This window comes from Pseudomonas sp. WSY_20 (assembly GCF_043104335.1).
GTDB classification, from domain to species: Bacteria; Pseudomonadota; Gammaproteobacteria; order Pseudomonadales; family Pseudomonadaceae; genus Aquipseudomonas; species Aquipseudomonas parafulva_B.
This window is the reverse complement of record NZ_JBICKP010000080.1, coordinates 49,359-64,274: the sequence shown is the minus strand read 5'-3', so window position 1 is coordinate 64,274 and position 14,916 is coordinate 49,359. Positions and strand designations below refer to the sequence as shown.

The following is a 14,916-nucleotide window of genomic DNA, read 5'->3' as shown; positions in this document are numbered from 1 at the left end:
TGAGGCTCTTGCAAAAATGAGCGCGGCGGCCCCGTACGACCGTAGAAACCCACGCCGGCAACCCATACAAACAGCTTTGCAAGAGGCTCACCACAAACGAAAAAGCCCCGTCGCATGACGGGGCTTCTGGAGCGACGTCGCGATTAGGCTGCGACGATGCTCACGTAACGGCGGTTGAACTCGCCTTTCTTCTCGAACTTGATCACGCCTTCGATTTTGGCGAACAGGGTGTGATCTTTACCGATGCCCACGCCGTAGCCTGGGTGGAATTCGGTGCCGCGCTGGCGGACGATGATGTTGCCTGGCTTGATAACCTGGCCGCCATACATCTTCACGCCAAGGCGTTTCGATTCTGAGTCGCGACCGTTACGAGTACTACCACCAGCCTTCTTGTGAGCCATGGTTCAATTCTCCAAATAAATTCAGGGGATCTAGGGGATTAAGCCTGGATGCCGGTGATTTTGATCTCGGTGAACCACTGGCGGTGGCCCATGCGCTTCATGTGGTGCTTACGACGACGGAACTTGATGATGCGAACCTTGTCGTGGCGGCCTTGCGAAACGACTTCGGCCACTACTTTAGCGCCAGCAACAACTGGAGCACCGATGGTGACTTCTTCACCGTTGGCGACCAGCAGAACGCGATCGAAAGTCACGGACTCGCCAGTGGCGACTTCCAGTTTCTCGACCTTGAGGAATTCACCTTCAGCGACTTTGTACTGCTTGCCGCCGGTAACGATTACTGCGTAAGACATGGTATTTCTCCGATAATCCTGCTCACCCAGCGCTTTATATGATGAGTATTGGCTGGCATGGCTGCACAGGGCTGGAACGGCCCGGCGCAATTGCGTAAGGCAGGTGCTGCCCAGGAAGTTAGGGTGCGCGATTGTACGCAACACAGGTTTTGCTTGCAAGTGCAGCGCCCGACCGACCGGCACCGTGCCTTGACACACCGGGACCCGCAACCTAGCATGCCGCGCAACCTCACTGGAGCAGCCGATGCAACCCCAAACCTTCTACCGTGCGGTGGCTGACGATTTCAGCGCCGTCGACGAGATCATCAAGAAGCAGCTGACCTCGCGCGTGCCGCTGGTATCGAAGATCGGCGACTATATCACGTCGGCCGGCGGCAAGCGCCTGCGTCCATTGCTGGTGTTGCTGTGCGGCAAGGCTCTGGGCCACCGGGGCGACGACCTGCGGCTACTGGCGGCCACCATCGAGTTCCTGCACACCGCTACCCTGCTGCACGATGACGTGGTCGACATGTCGGGCATGCGCCGCGGCCGCTCCACGGCCAACGCCCTGTGGGGCAATGCCCCAAGCGTGCTGGTCGGTGATTTCCTCTATTCCCGTTCGTTCGAGATGATGGTCGAACTGGGGTCGATGCCGGTCATGCAGATTCTGTCCAGGGCTACCCGGGTCATCGCCGAAGGCGAAGTGCTGCAGCTGTCGCGGGTACGCGATGCCAGCACCACCGAGGAGGTCTACATGGACGTCATCCGCGGCAAGACTGCCATGCTGTTCGAAGCCTCTACCCACAGTGCTGCGGCGCTGGCCCAGGCCTCCGATGCCCAGCGCGAGGCCTTGCGCATGTTCGGTGACCACCTGGGCGTGGCTTTCCAGCTGGTCGACGACCTGCTTGACTATGAAGGCGATGCCGAAGCACTGGGCAAGAACGTGGGCGACGACCTGGCCGAGGGCAAGCCCACCCTGCCTTTGATCTACACCATGCGCGAGGGCACTGCCGAGCAGGCAGCGCTGGTGCGTCAGGCCATTCAGAAAGGCGGCCTCGAAGACCTGGAGCAGATCCGTGCCGCCGTAGAGGCATCGGGTGCACTCAAGTACACCGCAGCCCTGGCGCAGGATTACGTCAAGCGCGCTATCGAGTGCCTGGAAGTGCTCCCTGCCAGCGAATACCGGGATGCGTTGGTCGAGCTCAGCCAGTTCGCGGTCGCACGCACCCACTGACGGCACGCCCTTCCCCACACGCGGTTCGTCCCCGAACCGCTACGGACTTTTGTCCGGACATAATCACTTCTGAAACCAGACCTTCTACAATGGCGGCTTTTTCCGCCTGTCTGTTCGAGGAACCGAAGTGAGTACGTTGCCACCCTGCCCCAAATGCAATTCCGAATACACCTACGAGGATGGCACGCAGCTGATCTGCCCTGAATGTGCCCACGAATGGTCGGCCAACGGCGAAGCCGAACCTGCCAATGACGATGTGGTGAAAAAAGATTCAGTCGGCAACGTGCTACAAGACGGCGACACCGTGACCGTGATCAAGGACTTGAAGGTCAAGGGCTCGTCCCTGGTGGTCAAGGTCGGCACCAAGGTCAAGAACATCCGCCTGTGCGACGGTGACCACGATATCGACTGCAAGATCGACGGCATTGGCGCGATGAAACTGAAATCGGAATTCGTGCGCAAGGTCTGATTTTACCCAGATCCGCCAATTGGTTCTTGCTATTTTGATAATAAGAATTATTCTCATTGGAAAGTTATCCAAGGAGAGTAGTCATGACTTATCTGATCGATGCCTGGCTGGACCGCCCTCATCCGTATCTGCGCATTCTCCATCGGGAGACCGGTGAAGTGTGCGCGGTGCTCGAAGCAGAGGCGCTGGACGAACTGCGCGACCAGGGCGATCTGGACCTGCGCGGGCTGAATTCGAATGAGCCGGGGGTGCTGAAGGAGCTGGTGCGCAACTTGTTTCTGTTCTGCTATGCACGGGCATTGCGCCCGGTGGGAACAGACTGGAACTGACAGTTCTAGCGAGCCGGGAAAGGGCCGCAACGCGGCCCCAGCGGTATTACAGAACGTCGAGCAGTTCGACGTCGAACACCAGCACGCTGTGCGGCGGGATGCTGCCGACGCCCTGGGCACCGTAGGCCAGTTCGCTTGGCACATACAGGCGCCACTTGCTGCCGGCGCTCATCAATTGCAGGGCTTCGGTCCAGCCTGCGATCACACCACCGACCGGGAATTCGGCTGGCTGACCACGATCATAGGAGCTGTCGAACACGGTGCCGTCGATCAGGGTGCCGTGGTAGTGCACACGCACCTGGTCTTCGCGCGATGGCTTGGCGCCTTCACCTGTGCTCAGCGCTTCGTACTGCAGGCCCGAATCCAGAGTGACGATACCGTCGCGCTTGGCGTTGTCGGCCAGGAACTGCTTGCCGGCTGCCGCTGCAGCCTCGGCCTTGGCGGCCGCCTGGGCTTGCATCACTTCACGGATAACTTGGAAGCTGGCCGACAGTTCGGCCTCGCTGACGCGGCTGTCTGCACCGTTGAAAGCGTCGGTCAGGCCGGCCACGATCGCGTCCAGGCTCACACCTGGCGGCGGGTTGTCACGCAGCTGGCCACCCAGCTGACGGCCGATGCCGTAGCTGACGCGGGTTTCGTCGGTAGACAGGTTGATCTCGGACATTGTCATGCTCCACTGCAGGGCGCAGCGCAGCCACGCCCTTGATGAAAAGGGCGAGCAGCCTAGCATATCGAGAGGCACCTCGCTGCACGCGGCAGACCACCGCGTGCAGCTGAAGTTGTGGTTAGTGCTTGGTGAGCTTGTCCAGGTAACCCATGCAGAACGCCGAGACGACGAAGGTCATGTGGATGATGACGTACCACATCAGGTAATCGGTGGAGATGTTCTGTGCATCCATGAACACCCGCAACAAGTGGATGGACGAAATGGCCACGATCGACGCAGCCACCTTCATCTTCAGCGAGGAGGAGTCCATCTTGCCGAGCCAGTTGAGCTTTTCCTTGCTCTCGTCGATATCCAGCTGCGAGACGAAGTTCTCATAGCCGGAAATCATCACCATGACCAACAGGCCGCCGACCAGCGACATGTCGATCAGCGACAGGATCACCAGGATCAGATCGGCTTCGCTCAAGGCGAAGACGTTGGGCAGAACATGGACCACTTCCTGGAAAAATTTCAGCGCAAGGGCCAATAGGCCCAGGGACAGGCCGAAGTAGATGGGGGCGAGCAGCCAGCGGGAGGCATACATCGCATTTTCGAGAATACGTTCCATGGAGGATGAGGACTCGTAGGTGGCTGGAAAAAACGACCGCGAGTATAGCCAGCCGCCTCATGCAGCAAAAGCTGGATGACTGCCCCGGCCTGTTCAGGTCTCAGGATGGAACTGGTAATCGCCGAGGTTTTTGGTGCGCTCGCCGTTCATGCGCCGCAACTGCGCCTGCAGGTGCAGGCACCAGATGGGCGGGTCTTCGTTGAGCTGATACCCGTGCAGAGTCAGGCTGTCGACGATGGCATTGAGTACGGACTCGGCCACTTGCGGCCCGTGAAACGGCCCCTGGGCCTTTACCGCCGAGGGTTGTTCACCGGCCATGCCGGCGGCGAACAACAATGTCCACATACCGGTATCGCCAGCCAGGGGCCGAATGCTGCATTCGATGCGGGTCACAAGGCCCAGGCACTGACGTGTAAGGCTGAGGTTGCGCATGGCCGCGTCCTCCGAAAGCTCTGTTCAGCCCTGTGAATGGGCTGTCTTCATCCTGAACACTGGTAGCGTCCTTGGTTCAGCATAGAAGAGCGCCAGCAAAAGATGGAAAACCGGCGCCGAACGGTAGCCACTGGCCGCCGGCGCCGGTTTATTGACTCAAGCAGGTTTAGCTTGCGCAATTACCTCTTCAAGACGCTCCTTCTCCGCCTTTTCGATGTCTTCCTCGCTGATCATCTCGGCAATCTCGCGCAGCCGTTCGACCACGCGCGCATTGACGCTGCCTTCGGTAAACTGCCCTTTCTCGTCAGGCACACCCGCCTCCTCACCTACCAGCAGGCTCAGTGCCTCATCTGCCTGGCTTACCGCGTACACGTGGAAAGTGCCGCTCTCAACCGCCTGCAGCACCCGTTCGTCGAGCATGAGCGTGGCCACGTTGGCACGTGGAATGATCACCCCTTGCTCACCGGTCAGGCCACGGGCTTCACAGAGCCTGAAAAAACCTTCGATCTTCTCGTTCACACCACCGACCGCCTGCACTTCTCCGAACTGGTTGATGGAACCGGTGATCGCAAAGCACTGCTTGAGCGGGGTGCGCGAGAGGGCCGAGATCAACGTGCAGGCCTCACCCAGCGAGGCGCTGTCGCCGTCCACGTAACCGTAGGATTGCTCCAGAGCGATGCTGGCCGAGATCGCCAGCGGGAATTCCTGGGCATAGCGACTGCCCAGGTAGCCGGTCAGGATCATCACCCCCTTGGAGTGGATGGGCTGGCCCAGGTTGACCTCGCGCTCGATGTCGACGATACCGCTGCCGCCCGGGTACACGGTGGCCGAGATACGCGCGGGCATGCCGAATGCCGAGTCGCCCACCTCCAGCACGGTCAGCCCGTTGCACTTGCCGATGGCCGCGCCCTGGGTGTCGATCAGGATGATGCCGGCCAGCATGTCGTCCAGCACCCGCTGCGAGACCCGCCCGGTGCGCGTCGCCTTGGCCTTGAGTGCACGTTCGATATGGCCAGCATCGGTCATTTCGTCGTTGGCCAGCTGACGGATGAAGTCGGCCTCGCTGACCAGCTGGAACAGATCGCCGATCCGGGCCGAGAGCCGTGCCTGGTTTTCAGCCAGTCGAGCGCTGTAGGTGGCCAGTCGGGCTACCGCGTCGCTGGTCAAGGGCGCCATGCCCTCCTCGTTGGTACGGGTGCGCAGCAGTTGGGCGAACTGCTCCAGATTCTCGTCGACCATGGGCATGTCTTCGTCGAAGTCCACCAGCACCCTGAACATCTCCTGGAAGTCCGGGTCGTGGTCCTGCAGCGCGTAATACAGCTGACGCGAGCCGATGATCACCAGCTTCACGTTGAGCGCAATTACCTGCGGGGTGAGGCTGACGGTTGCCACCCGGCCCAGTTCGCCCAGGGGTGACTCCATCTTGAGCTTGCGCGATTGCAACGCGCGTTTGAGCGCATCCCAGACAAAGGGCTCGCCCAGCATCTTCTCGGCTTCCAGGATCAGGAAGCCACCGTTGGCCCGGTGCAAGGCTCCTGGACGCAACTGCCGGTAGGAGGTGTAGAGCGCGCCCTGGTCGGTGCTGTACTCGATGCGACCGAACAGGTTGTCGTAGGTCGGATGCGGCTCGAACACCACCGGCGCCCCGCCGTCATGATGATGGCCCACGACCAGGCTGGGTGCGTACTGCTCTTCGAGCATCTTGCGCGCCACGGCGTCAGTCTTGCTGTCTTCGACCAGTTGCTCGACCACCGTGCGCAACAGGTTCAGTTGCACCGATTGCAGGTAGGCACATACGGCAGCGTTTTCGGCGTACTTTTCCGACAACGGTGCCAGCAAAGGCTCAAGCGCCAAGGTGATGGTTTCTTCGTTGAGCTGACGCAACTGGTTGTTCGATTCACGCTTCCATTGCGGGAGGCTGGCCAGCTCTTCGTTCAAACGCTCCTCGAGCAGGGCGATGTCTTCGTGAAACTGTTCGCGCACGTGCTCAGGCAACTGGGCAAACTCAGCCTCATCCAGAGCCTTGCCGTCTGCCATCGGCGTGAAGGCCACGTTGCTGGCATCGCGGTACAGGGCCACGTCCTTTTCCAGCGAAGCGCGCTCGATCACATCCAGGGCGCGGTCGTAGCGCTGGTTGAAGGCGCGGTCGATGGCGCCTTTTTTCTGCTGATACGAGGGGTGCTCGAACACGGCCGGGAACGTCGCCAGCAAGTTGTCGATCAACCCGTTCATGTCGGCGATGAAGTCCCCGGCACTGCCCGATGGCAATTCCAGGGCTCGCGGCTCGCGGGTGTCGTCGAAGTGATTGACGTACAGCCAATCGGATGGGGTCTGCTGACGCTTGCCCTCGGCCTTGAGGTAGCGTTTGACGAACGAGAAGCGGCCGGTACCGGGCTCGCCCATGACGTATACGTTATAGCCGGGGCGCGGCATGGCCACGCCGAATTGCAGGGCCTCGACAGCACGCTCCTGGCCCAGTACGCCGCGGAACGGCTCCAGATCGTCCGTGTTGGTGAAAGCAAACTGCTCGGGAGAGAAACGCCGGGTGAGGGCTTCAGGCGCAAGACGCAGGCGCGCAGCGACAGGATCGGGCATTGGGTTTCCTTACTTCGGCGGGGCAGATACGCAGCATTCTGGCGCTGCCTGCGCGCGGGTTGCAAGGCTCCTGGGGATTTATGTCGCAGGTGCGACGGTGTCTTGTACAAGCAAATTTTTCGCAATCAGTAACGCAACCTTTGGAACATGCCTAAACTCCAACTTGCGCGGGTGGGTGAAATGCTTTCCCGACCTGGCACCCGAGTTGCCAGAAACCTGACCCTTGGTTTAAGTCAAATAGAGAATAAATGCTATGAAACGGATTCTTCTGGGTACTCTGTTCACCGTCGCTTCGCTCAACGCCATGGCCGACGCGCCAGGCGGCCCGAACTGCGGCTGGGGCAACATGCTGTTCGAAGGCCAGCGCGGCACTCCGGCACACTTCCTGGCTTCCACCACCAACGGCACTTCCGGTAACGCCACTTTCGGCATGACCTCCGGCACCAACGGCTGCTCCACCAAGTCTGCACTGACCTACGGCGGCAAATCGTGGTTTGCCATGAACGGCATGATGAACGAGCTTTCCGAAGACATGGCCATGGGTCAGGGTGAAGCACTGACCACCTACGCCGTGGTACTGGGCGTGGCGCCGGAAGACCGTGCGCACTTCGCATCGGTTACCCACGACCACTTCAACCAGATCTTCAGCAGCGCCGACGTCAATGCTGAAACCGTGCACAGCAACACCCTGGCCGTTCTGAAGAACGACCCACGCCTGGCCAAGTACGCTACCGAAGCCTAAACGCGCGTTTCCCGCCCCGGTTCCGGGGCGGGTCTCTCTTTCTTCGGCATCGTCTGGAAGTAGTTGCCCGATATGCTCAAACGCCTTGCCTCTCTGGCGCTGTTGCTCTGCGCCCCTGTTCATGCTGCGCCGATGCTGGATCAAAGCCGTCTCCAGCAGTTGGCCAGTACCCCCTACTGGATTGCTTTGGGCCATTACGAAACCGGCAAGCTCGGTGGCTGGCGCAGCTACGTGGATGATGACGCCTTCTTCCTTGCCCAGGATGGCGCACACCATCCGGACCGAGAGCTGAAAGCGACTGTACAGGCGCTGTATGCCCCGGCAAGCCTGGGCGACAAGCACGCCCAATGTGTATTCCCGGCCCGTACACGCTGGCTCAAAGAGCAACTTGGCCTACAGGATTTGCCGCAACCCCAGTGCCAGGAATTCAAGACCTGGTACCAGTCGATCGACCCGCACAGCGCCGCGTTGATCTTCCCGGCTGCCTACCTGAACAGCCCCTCGTCGATGTTCGGGCACACGCTGCTGCGCATCGACCAGTCCACTACCCGCAGCGACGACACCACGCTGCTCAGCTATGCGATCAACTTCGGCGCGTACATCGAAGGCAGCGACAACAGCATTCTGTATGCCTGGAAAGGGTTGGCCGGTGGCTATCCCGGGCTGTTCGCGCTGATGCCCTACCAGGAGAAACTGTCGGAATACCGCAGCCTGGAAAACCGCGACCTGTGGGAATACCAGCTGGACCTCACGCCAGAAGAAACTGGCCGCATGGTCGAGCACGTCTGGGAACTGAAACAGATTCAGTTCGACTACTTCTTCTTCGACGAGAACTGCTCCTATCGCCTGCTGGAGTTGCTGCAGGTGGCTCGGCCAGGCCTGGACCTGACCTCGCAGTTCCCGCTGACCGCCATACCGACCGACACCGTGAAGGCGGTGAAGCAATCGGGCTTGGTCGCCAGTGAAATCTACCGGCCATCACGCGAACGCGAACTGCTGGCGCGTGCTGAGCCACTGGACCATGACGAGAAACGCCAGGTGCTGGCTGTAAGCGCCAACACGGCGCAATTGCAAAGCCCCGCATTCAAGGCACTGCCCCGTGAGCGGCAGGCCTTGGTACAAGACGCCGCCTACCGCCTTGAGCGCTACCGAGCCAATGGCCAGGAACGTGACCCCGGCCAAGCCAAGCGCAGCTTCGAATTGCTACGCGCGATCAACACCAACCCGCCGCCGCCGTTGGCCATCGAGCGCCCGGGCTTGCCCGAGGACGGCCATGATTCGCGGACCTGGCAATTGGGTGTGGGCACTCGCCAAGACCGCGCCTATGCCGAGTATGGCCTGCGCATGGCCTACCATGATCTCAACGACAACGCCTACGGCTTCCCATTGGGGGCGCAGATCGAGATCCTGCAACTGAAAGTGCGTCAGTACGAAGGCAATGACTGGCAAGTGCAACGCCTGGACCTGGCAACCATCCGTTCGCTGACACCGCGCAACGAACTGCTCAAGCCTTGGTCGTGGCAAGTGGCCGGGGGCCTTGAGCGAGTGCCGGGCAAACACGATGACGAGGTGCTGGTGAGCCACGTCAATGGTGGCGCCGGTGGCACCTGGCAGCTGGGTGATGACCTGCTGGGCTTTGCACTGGGCACGGTCCGTGTAGAACACCACAACGACTTCGCGCAATTCATCGCGCCTGCCGCAGGTTTCAATGGCGGGCTGCTGTGGCGCAATGGGCTTGGCAACATGACGCTGGAGGCCAAGGGCGATTACTTCGCCAATGGCGAGGTGCGCCGAAGCGTCAGCCTGAACCAGCAGTGGGAAATCAGCCAGAACCTGGGGCTGCGCCTGAGTGCCTCGCGCCAGTTCAGCCACCTGTCCACGGCGCAGAACGAGGTGATGCTGGAAGTGAAGTGGTATCACTATTGATGGGCTGGTCTGTTGCGAAAGCGTTCATGTTTACGGCGATATTGCGGCCTGCGGCCTCCTCAACCCTTCTTTGACACGGTTTTGACAGCACGCCCACAAGTGGCCTTCTAGACTTTACCTCGATGGCATGAGGGCAAGGTCTATGGGGCGGTTCTGGTGGGGTCTGTGCGTGGTGATGCTGCTGTCGGGGTGCGAAACGACTCACGAGCAGATGCTTGGCCAAGGGTTTCCCCCTGCCTACGCCGATGGCTTCGAGGACGGGTGCAGCAGCGGCCGTCAGGCCGCGGGCGTGCCGGCGGGTGATTTCCGCAAGAATGTGCCGCGCTATCTTCAAGACCGGCAGTACGAGGCTGGCTGGGACGATGGCTTTCGCCAATGCCAGGCCATGCAGGAGCGCGCCGAACAGCAGCGCTACCACGAGCGTTTCTGGGACGAACGGGACCGTCAGTGGCAGCAGGAGAAAGACCGCGGCGCCGCCCGCGCCTGGCGCTGAAGGTGTCGCAGCTGGACATCGCTTGAAACCCTGCCCCTGCCATGATGGTCTTCTGCACAAGGAGGCACTCATGAGCCGAGCATTCGTCAACGAAGACCAAGCCGCCGCCCAGGCCGACCAACCGGTCGAGCGGCGTGTCAGCGACCAGCGTAATTACGTCACCGCCAACGGCCTGCGCCAGCTGCAACGGCGCCTGACCGAACTCAATACGTTGCGCAGTGAATTGCAGGCTCAGGGCGAGCGTGCCGACAAACAGCGGTTAGCCGAAGTCGAGCGGGATCTGCGGTATTTCGCCGCCAGGGTGCAAAGTGCCCAGGTGGTGCCGGCAGCTCTGTCCACCGAAAAAGTGCAGATAGGCAGCCGCGTCAGGTTCATCGACGATCAGGACCAGGAACACTTGGTGTGCCTGGTTGGGGAAGATGAGGCTGACGCGGCACGTGGCCTGATCAACTGGGGATCACCTCTGGGCAGGGCCTTGCTGGGCGCAGCCCCGGGAGATGAAGTGACATGGCGCCGGCCTGTCGGTGAACAGGCCATCGAGATCATCGAGATCGAAGCGGCGGGCCAATAGCCCACCGCAGCCGGCCCGCCGAGGCCGCTCAATACCCGAGTAGCCGGCGATGGGCTGCGAAGCCTCACCCAATCAGACGACCCCCTGGGCCAGCATTGCATCAGCCACCTTCACGAAGCCCGCAATGTTGGCCCCTTTCACATAGTTGACCCGGCCATCGTCCTGCTCACCAAAGTGAACGCAGGCGTGGTGAATCGACTGCATGATGCCATGCAGCTTGCTGTCAACTTCGCCGGCAGTCCACAGCAAGCGCATGGCGTTCTGCGACATTTCCAGGCCCGACACCGCAACGCCACCGGCATTGGACGCCTTGCCGGGCGCATAGAGGATGCCCGCCTCGAGGAAGATGTCCACAGCCGCCAGGGTCGTCGGCATGTTGGCGCCTTCTGCAACGCAGATACAGCCGTTGGCCAACAGCGCCTTGGCATCCTCGATGTCCAGTTCGTTCTGCGTCGCGCATGGCAGCGCGATGTCGCAGGCCAGGCTCCACGGCGTCTGGCCCTTGCGGAACTCCAGGCCGAACTCCTCGGCCAGCTCGCTGATGCGGCCGCGCTTGACGTTCTTGAGGGTCATCACCGCTTCCCACTGCGCGTCGGTGAGGCCCGCTTCGGCGTACAACGTGCCTTCGGAATCGGACAGCGAGATCACCTTGCCCCCCAGGTCCATGACCTTGCGCGCCGCATACTGCGCGACGTTGCCCGAACCCGAGATCGCCACGCGACGACCGTCGATGCGCTGGCCCTGGCGCTTGAGCATCTCCTCGGCAAAATACACACAGCCATAGCCCGTGGCCTCCGGACGAATCAGGCTGCCGCCATAGGTCATGCCCTTACCGGTCAGCACGGAGGTGAACTGGTTGGCCAGACGCTTGTACTGACCGAACATGTACCCAATCTCACGGGCGCCTACCCCGATATCCCCGGCCGGTACATCGCAGTCGGCGCCGATGTGACGGTACAACTCGCTCATGAAGGCCTGGCAGAAGCGCATCACTTCGGCGTCGCTCTTGCCCTTGGGATCGAAGTCAGACCCACCCTTGCCACCGCCCATGGGCAGTGAGGTCAGGGAATTCTTGAAGACCTGCTCGAATGCCAGGAATTTCAGAACACTGAGGTTCACCGAAGGATGAAAGCGCAGGCCGCCCTTGTAAGGGCCAATGGCGCTGTTCATCTGGATACGGTAACCGCGATTGACCTGGACCTTGCCCTGATCGTCCACCCACGACACCCGGAACAGCACTGCACGCTCAGGCTCGACCATGCGTTCGAGAATGCCCGCTTGCAGGTAGTGCGGGTTGGCTTCCAGAAAGGGCCACAAGGTGCGCAGCACCTCTTCGACAGCCTGGTGAAACTCCGGTTGGCCAGGGTCCCGCTGTTGCAGGCGTGCAAGGAAATTGTCGACGGATTCGATCATGGTAGACATCTCACCAAGAGGATTGGACTTATTGGTTTTTCCCGAATGTACCAAGAAGCAATTGCCCTGCAACAGGGCGAAATGTCGTTTTATTGAAATAATTTGGTGCGTTTTATGTAAATGTATACAAACCCTCGGGAAAAATGGGGGCGATCGTTCAACCATCACACGCCAGATCCCAGGCGCCTGAAGGTCTGGCGTAGGCTCTCACGACCTACCGAAAGAATCGCGCCAGTTGTGCTACACGCACGAAAATGGGGCCTCTGAGGGCCCCATTTCTGTGCAGCAAAATCTGGCTTATTGCGCCAGCTTCTTGTGCCGCACACGGTGCGGCTGTGCAGCGGCGTCGCCCAGGCGCTTCTTGCGATCGGCTTCGTACTCGGTGTAGTTGCCTTCGAAGAACACCACGTTCGAGTCGTCCTCGTACGCCAGGATGTGAGTCGCGACGCGGTCCAGGAACCAACGGTCGTGGGAAATCACGATAGCGGCGCCGGGGAAGTCCAACAGTGCCTCTTCCAGGGAACGCAAGGTTTCGACGTCCAGGTCGTTGGACGGTTCGTCGAGCAGCAGGACGTTGCCGCCCTCTTTCAAGGTCAGCGCCAGGTGCAGACGGCCACGTTCACCGCCCGAGAGGTCCTTGACGAACTTCTGCTGGTCGCCACCTTTGAAGTTGAAGCGGCCCACGTAGGTACGCGACGGGATTTCGTAGTTGCCGATACGGATCATGTCCGAGCCGTCGGAAATCTGCTGGAACACGGTCTTGGCACCGTCCAGGTCCTCGCGGCTCTGGTCGACACAGGCCAGTTGCACGGTTTCACCGATCTCGATGCTGCCCGAATCCGGCTGTTCCTTGCCCATGAGCATGCGGAACAGGGTGGATTTACCGGCACCGTTACCCCCGATCACGCCCACGATTGCACCCTTGGGCATGGCGAAGGACAGGTTGTCGATCAGGACGCGGTCGCCATAACCCTTGGTCACGTTCTTGAATTCGATGACCTTGTCGCCCAGGCGCGGACCGGCCGGGATGTAGATCTCGTTGGTTTCGCTGCGCTTCTGGAATTCCTGCGACTGCAGTTCTTCGAAACGCTGCAGACGTGCCTTGGATTTGGACTGGCGAGCCTTGGCGCCTTTGCGCACCCACTCCAGTTCTTCCTTCATGGCCTTTTCATGGGCGCTTTGCTGTTTGGATTCCTGGGCCAGACGGTCGGACTTGGCTTCCAGCCAGCCCGAATAGTTACCTTCATAAGGAATACCAGCGCCGCGGTCGAGTTCCAGGATCCAGCCTGCGACGTTGTCGAGGAAGTAACGGTCGTGGGTGATGGCCACCACGGTACCGGGGAAGTCGTGCAGGAAGCGCTCGAGCCAGGCGACCGAGTCAGCGTCCAGGTGGTTGGTCGGTTCGTCGAGCAGCAGCATGTCGGGCGCCGACAGCAGCAGACGGCACAGGGCGACACGGCGCTTTTCGCCACCGGAAAGGTGCTCGATGCGTGCATCCCAAGCCGGCAGGCGCAGCGCGTCGGCGGCCACGTCCAGCTGGCGTTCCAGGTTGTGCCCGTCGGCGGCCTGCAGGATGGATTCGAGCTTGGCCTGCTCGGCAGCCAGCTTGTCGAAGTCGGCGTCCGGCTCGGCGTAGGCCGCGTAGACCTCGTCAAGGCGCGCCTGGGCGTCCTTGATGACGCTGACGGCTTCCTCGACCACCTCACGGACCGATTTGCTCGGGTCCAGCTGAGGCTCCTGGGGCAGGTAGCCCACGTTGATGTCAGGCATCGGACGGGCTTCGCCGTCGAATTCCTTGTCGACGCCCGCCATGATCCGCAGCAGCGTCGATTTACCCGCGCCGTTGAGGCCCAGCACGCCGATCTTGGCGCCAGGGAAGAACGACAGGGAAATGTTCTTCAGGATTTCCCGCTTCGGCGGCACGACCTTGCTCAGCCGATGCATGGTGTAGACGTATTGAGCCAAAACCAAGCCCTCTAATTCAGATAGGTAAAGACATCGACGATCGCCCCAGCGGGTCTGCCAGGGGTCGGGTGTCGTTGAACAAAGTGGACCATTCTACGCCAACGCGCAGTATTTGATAGGAGGCGCCGAGCGCAACAACGCGCCGGCATCACGGCGCTGTACACGCCTGGATCTGCCGGCGGTGCAGGCTTGGAACGGTCGTCGAGCAGCAGCGATCATGCCCTGCGGCCGCGCCTGGTGAGCAGCCCTTGCTCAGACGTGACGCTGGCGCACCTTGCCCCGTGGCAGTCGGCAACGGTCGCCTTGCTCGGCCAGGCGCGCCGCCCAGGCGGACTTGACGCAGAACCCGCCCGAGCGCGCAGGCTGCGCAGCGCCGACACGGTTATCAGAGGTGCCGGACGTGACCGATGCCGCCGTCGGCGCATGTGGGGCGGCGCCAACCACTGCAGCTGGGACGGGAGCCTTGGCAGACTTGCGCAGCTCGGCCAGCGACGGCGCCTTGCTTTTGGTAGAAGTGGCTGCCTCGGGCTTGGCCAGTGAGCGCTGGCACGATTTGCAGGACACGTCCTCGGTCACGGCAGAGCTGACAAGGGTCTGACTGCTGCGCCCACAGGCGGAATCGAGGCCATTGATGGAAAAATGAGTAACCAAAACCGAACATCTCCCAAGCATTGTCATGTAAAGCGGGCGGTATTCTCGCACAGCAGGCATGCGCTTGCCGAATAGGGGCGGTCAGAAGC

The 14,916-nt window shown here is 61.0% G+C and carries 16 protein-coding genes; 7 read left to right on the top strand and 9 right to left on the bottom strand.

Translation table 11 applies throughout. The features are described from left to right. Positions 1–143: 143 nt before the first annotated feature. Positions 144–401 (bottom strand): 50S ribosomal protein L27, encoded by a 258-nt coding sequence (gene rpmA, locus ACF8E5_RS19105; protein WP_023533198.1) that lies wholly within the window; start codon positions 399–401, stop codon positions 144–146. 38 nt (positions 402–439) lie between these two features. Beyond that, complete coding sequence (gene rplU / locus ACF8E5_RS19100) at positions 440–754, bottom strand: 50S ribosomal protein L21 (RefSeq protein WP_023533254.1); 315 nt, start codon at positions 752–754, stop codon at positions 440–442. 244 nt (positions 755–998) lie between these two features. Here rplU and ACF8E5_RS19095 point away from each other — a divergent pair, with 244 nt between their 5' ends. The 3 genes from ACF8E5_RS19095 (at position 999) to ACF8E5_RS19085 (ending at position 2,765) form a co-directional block, all read left to right on the top strand. Next, a complete protein-coding gene (locus tag ACF8E5_RS19095) occupies positions 999–1,967 on the top strand; it encodes a polyprenyl synthetase family protein (RefSeq protein ID WP_058638612.1) in 969 nt (322 codons plus the stop codon). A 127-nt stretch (positions 1,968–2,094) separates the two neighbouring features. Then, on the top strand, positions 2,095–2,436 hold the full coding sequence (locus ACF8E5_RS19090) for a zinc ribbon domain-containing protein YjdM (RefSeq protein ID WP_058603098.1): 342 nt from the start codon (positions 2,095–2,097) through the stop codon (positions 2,434–2,436). A gap of 83 nt (positions 2,437–2,519) precedes the next feature. Beyond that, entirely contained in the window at positions 2,520–2,765 is a 246-nt protein-coding gene (locus ACF8E5_RS19085) for a hypothetical protein (protein WP_023533238.1), read from the top strand. A 46-nt stretch (positions 2,766–2,811) separates the two neighbouring features. On the opposite strand, the gene ACF8E5_RS19080 is transcribed toward ACF8E5_RS19085, so the two are convergent. From ACF8E5_RS19080 to ACF8E5_RS19065, 4 genes are all read right to left on the bottom strand, one after another. Next, positions 2,812–3,429, bottom strand: a complete 618-nt coding sequence (locus ACF8E5_RS19080; RefSeq protein WP_058603099.1) for an FKBP-type peptidyl-prolyl cis-trans isomerase — start codon at positions 3,427–3,429, stop codon at positions 2,812–2,814. Positions 3,430–3,550: 121 nt separating this feature from the next. Beyond that, complete coding sequence (locus tag ACF8E5_RS19075) at positions 3,551–4,039, bottom strand: TIGR00645 family protein (protein WP_003247486.1); 489 nt, start codon at positions 4,037–4,039, stop codon at positions 3,551–3,553. Positions 4,040–4,132: 93 nt separating this feature from the next. Next, positions 4,133–4,471 carry a hypothetical protein gene (locus tag ACF8E5_RS19070; protein ID WP_027915475.1) on the bottom strand — a complete coding sequence of 113 codons (339 nt, stop codon included), beginning with the start codon at positions 4,469–4,471 and terminating at the stop codon, positions 4,133–4,135. Positions 4,472–4,627: 156 nt separating this feature from the next. Next, positions 4,628–7,066 carry a Lon protease family protein gene (locus tag ACF8E5_RS19065; RefSeq protein ID WP_058603100.1) on the bottom strand — a complete coding sequence of 813 codons (2,439 nt, stop codon included), beginning with the start codon at positions 7,064–7,066 and terminating at the stop codon, positions 4,628–4,630. A gap of 253 nt (positions 7,067–7,319) precedes the next feature. Here ACF8E5_RS19065 and ACF8E5_RS19060 point away from each other — a divergent pair, with 253 nt between their 5' ends. The 4 genes from ACF8E5_RS19060 to ACF8E5_RS19045 all read left to right on the top strand — a co-directional run bounded on the left by ACF8E5_RS19060 (position 7,320) and on the right by ACF8E5_RS19045 (position 10,798). Beyond that, the gene (locus ACF8E5_RS19060; protein ID WP_023533283.1) at positions 7,320–7,808 is read left to right on the top strand and encodes a DUF3015 domain-containing protein; all 489 of its coding nucleotides are present in this window, start codon (positions 7,320–7,322) and stop codon (positions 7,806–7,808) included. A gap of 72 nt (positions 7,809–7,880) precedes the next feature. Continuing rightward, entirely contained in the window at positions 7,881–9,734 is a 1,854-nt protein-coding gene (locus ACF8E5_RS19055; protein ID WP_392475667.1) for a DUF4105 domain-containing protein, read from the top strand. A gap of 142 nt (positions 9,735–9,876) precedes the next feature. Next, complete coding sequence (locus tag ACF8E5_RS19050) at positions 9,877–10,227, top strand: hypothetical protein (RefSeq protein ID WP_145256793.1); 351 nt, start codon at positions 9,877–9,879, stop codon at positions 10,225–10,227. A 70-nt stretch (positions 10,228–10,297) separates the two neighbouring features. Next, a complete protein-coding gene (locus ACF8E5_RS19045) occupies positions 10,298–10,798 on the top strand; it encodes a GreA/GreB family elongation factor (RefSeq protein ID WP_058638615.1) in 501 nt (166 codons plus the stop codon). Positions 10,799–10,870: 72 nt separating this feature from the next. Here the strand turns inward: ACF8E5_RS19045 and gdhA are convergent, their stop codons facing one another. From gdhA to ACF8E5_RS19030, 3 genes are all read right to left on the bottom strand, one after another. Then, the gene (gdhA, locus tag ACF8E5_RS19040; protein ID WP_145256796.1) at positions 10,871–12,211 is read right to left on the bottom strand and encodes an NADP-specific glutamate dehydrogenase; all 1,341 of its coding nucleotides are present in this window, start codon (positions 12,209–12,211) and stop codon (positions 10,871–10,873) included. Positions 12,212–12,508: 297 nt separating this feature from the next. Next, positions 12,509–14,176 carry an energy-dependent translational throttle protein EttA gene (gene ettA / locus ACF8E5_RS19035; RefSeq protein ID WP_023533201.1) on the bottom strand — a complete coding sequence of 556 codons (1,668 nt, stop codon included), beginning with the start codon at positions 14,174–14,176 and terminating at the stop codon, positions 12,509–12,511. Between the two features lie 252 nt (positions 14,177–14,428). Continuing rightward, positions 14,429–14,827, bottom strand: a complete 399-nt coding sequence (locus ACF8E5_RS19030; RefSeq protein WP_078479116.1) for a hypothetical protein — start codon at positions 14,825–14,827, stop codon at positions 14,429–14,431. Between the last annotated feature and the right edge of the window lie 89 nt (positions 14,828–14,916).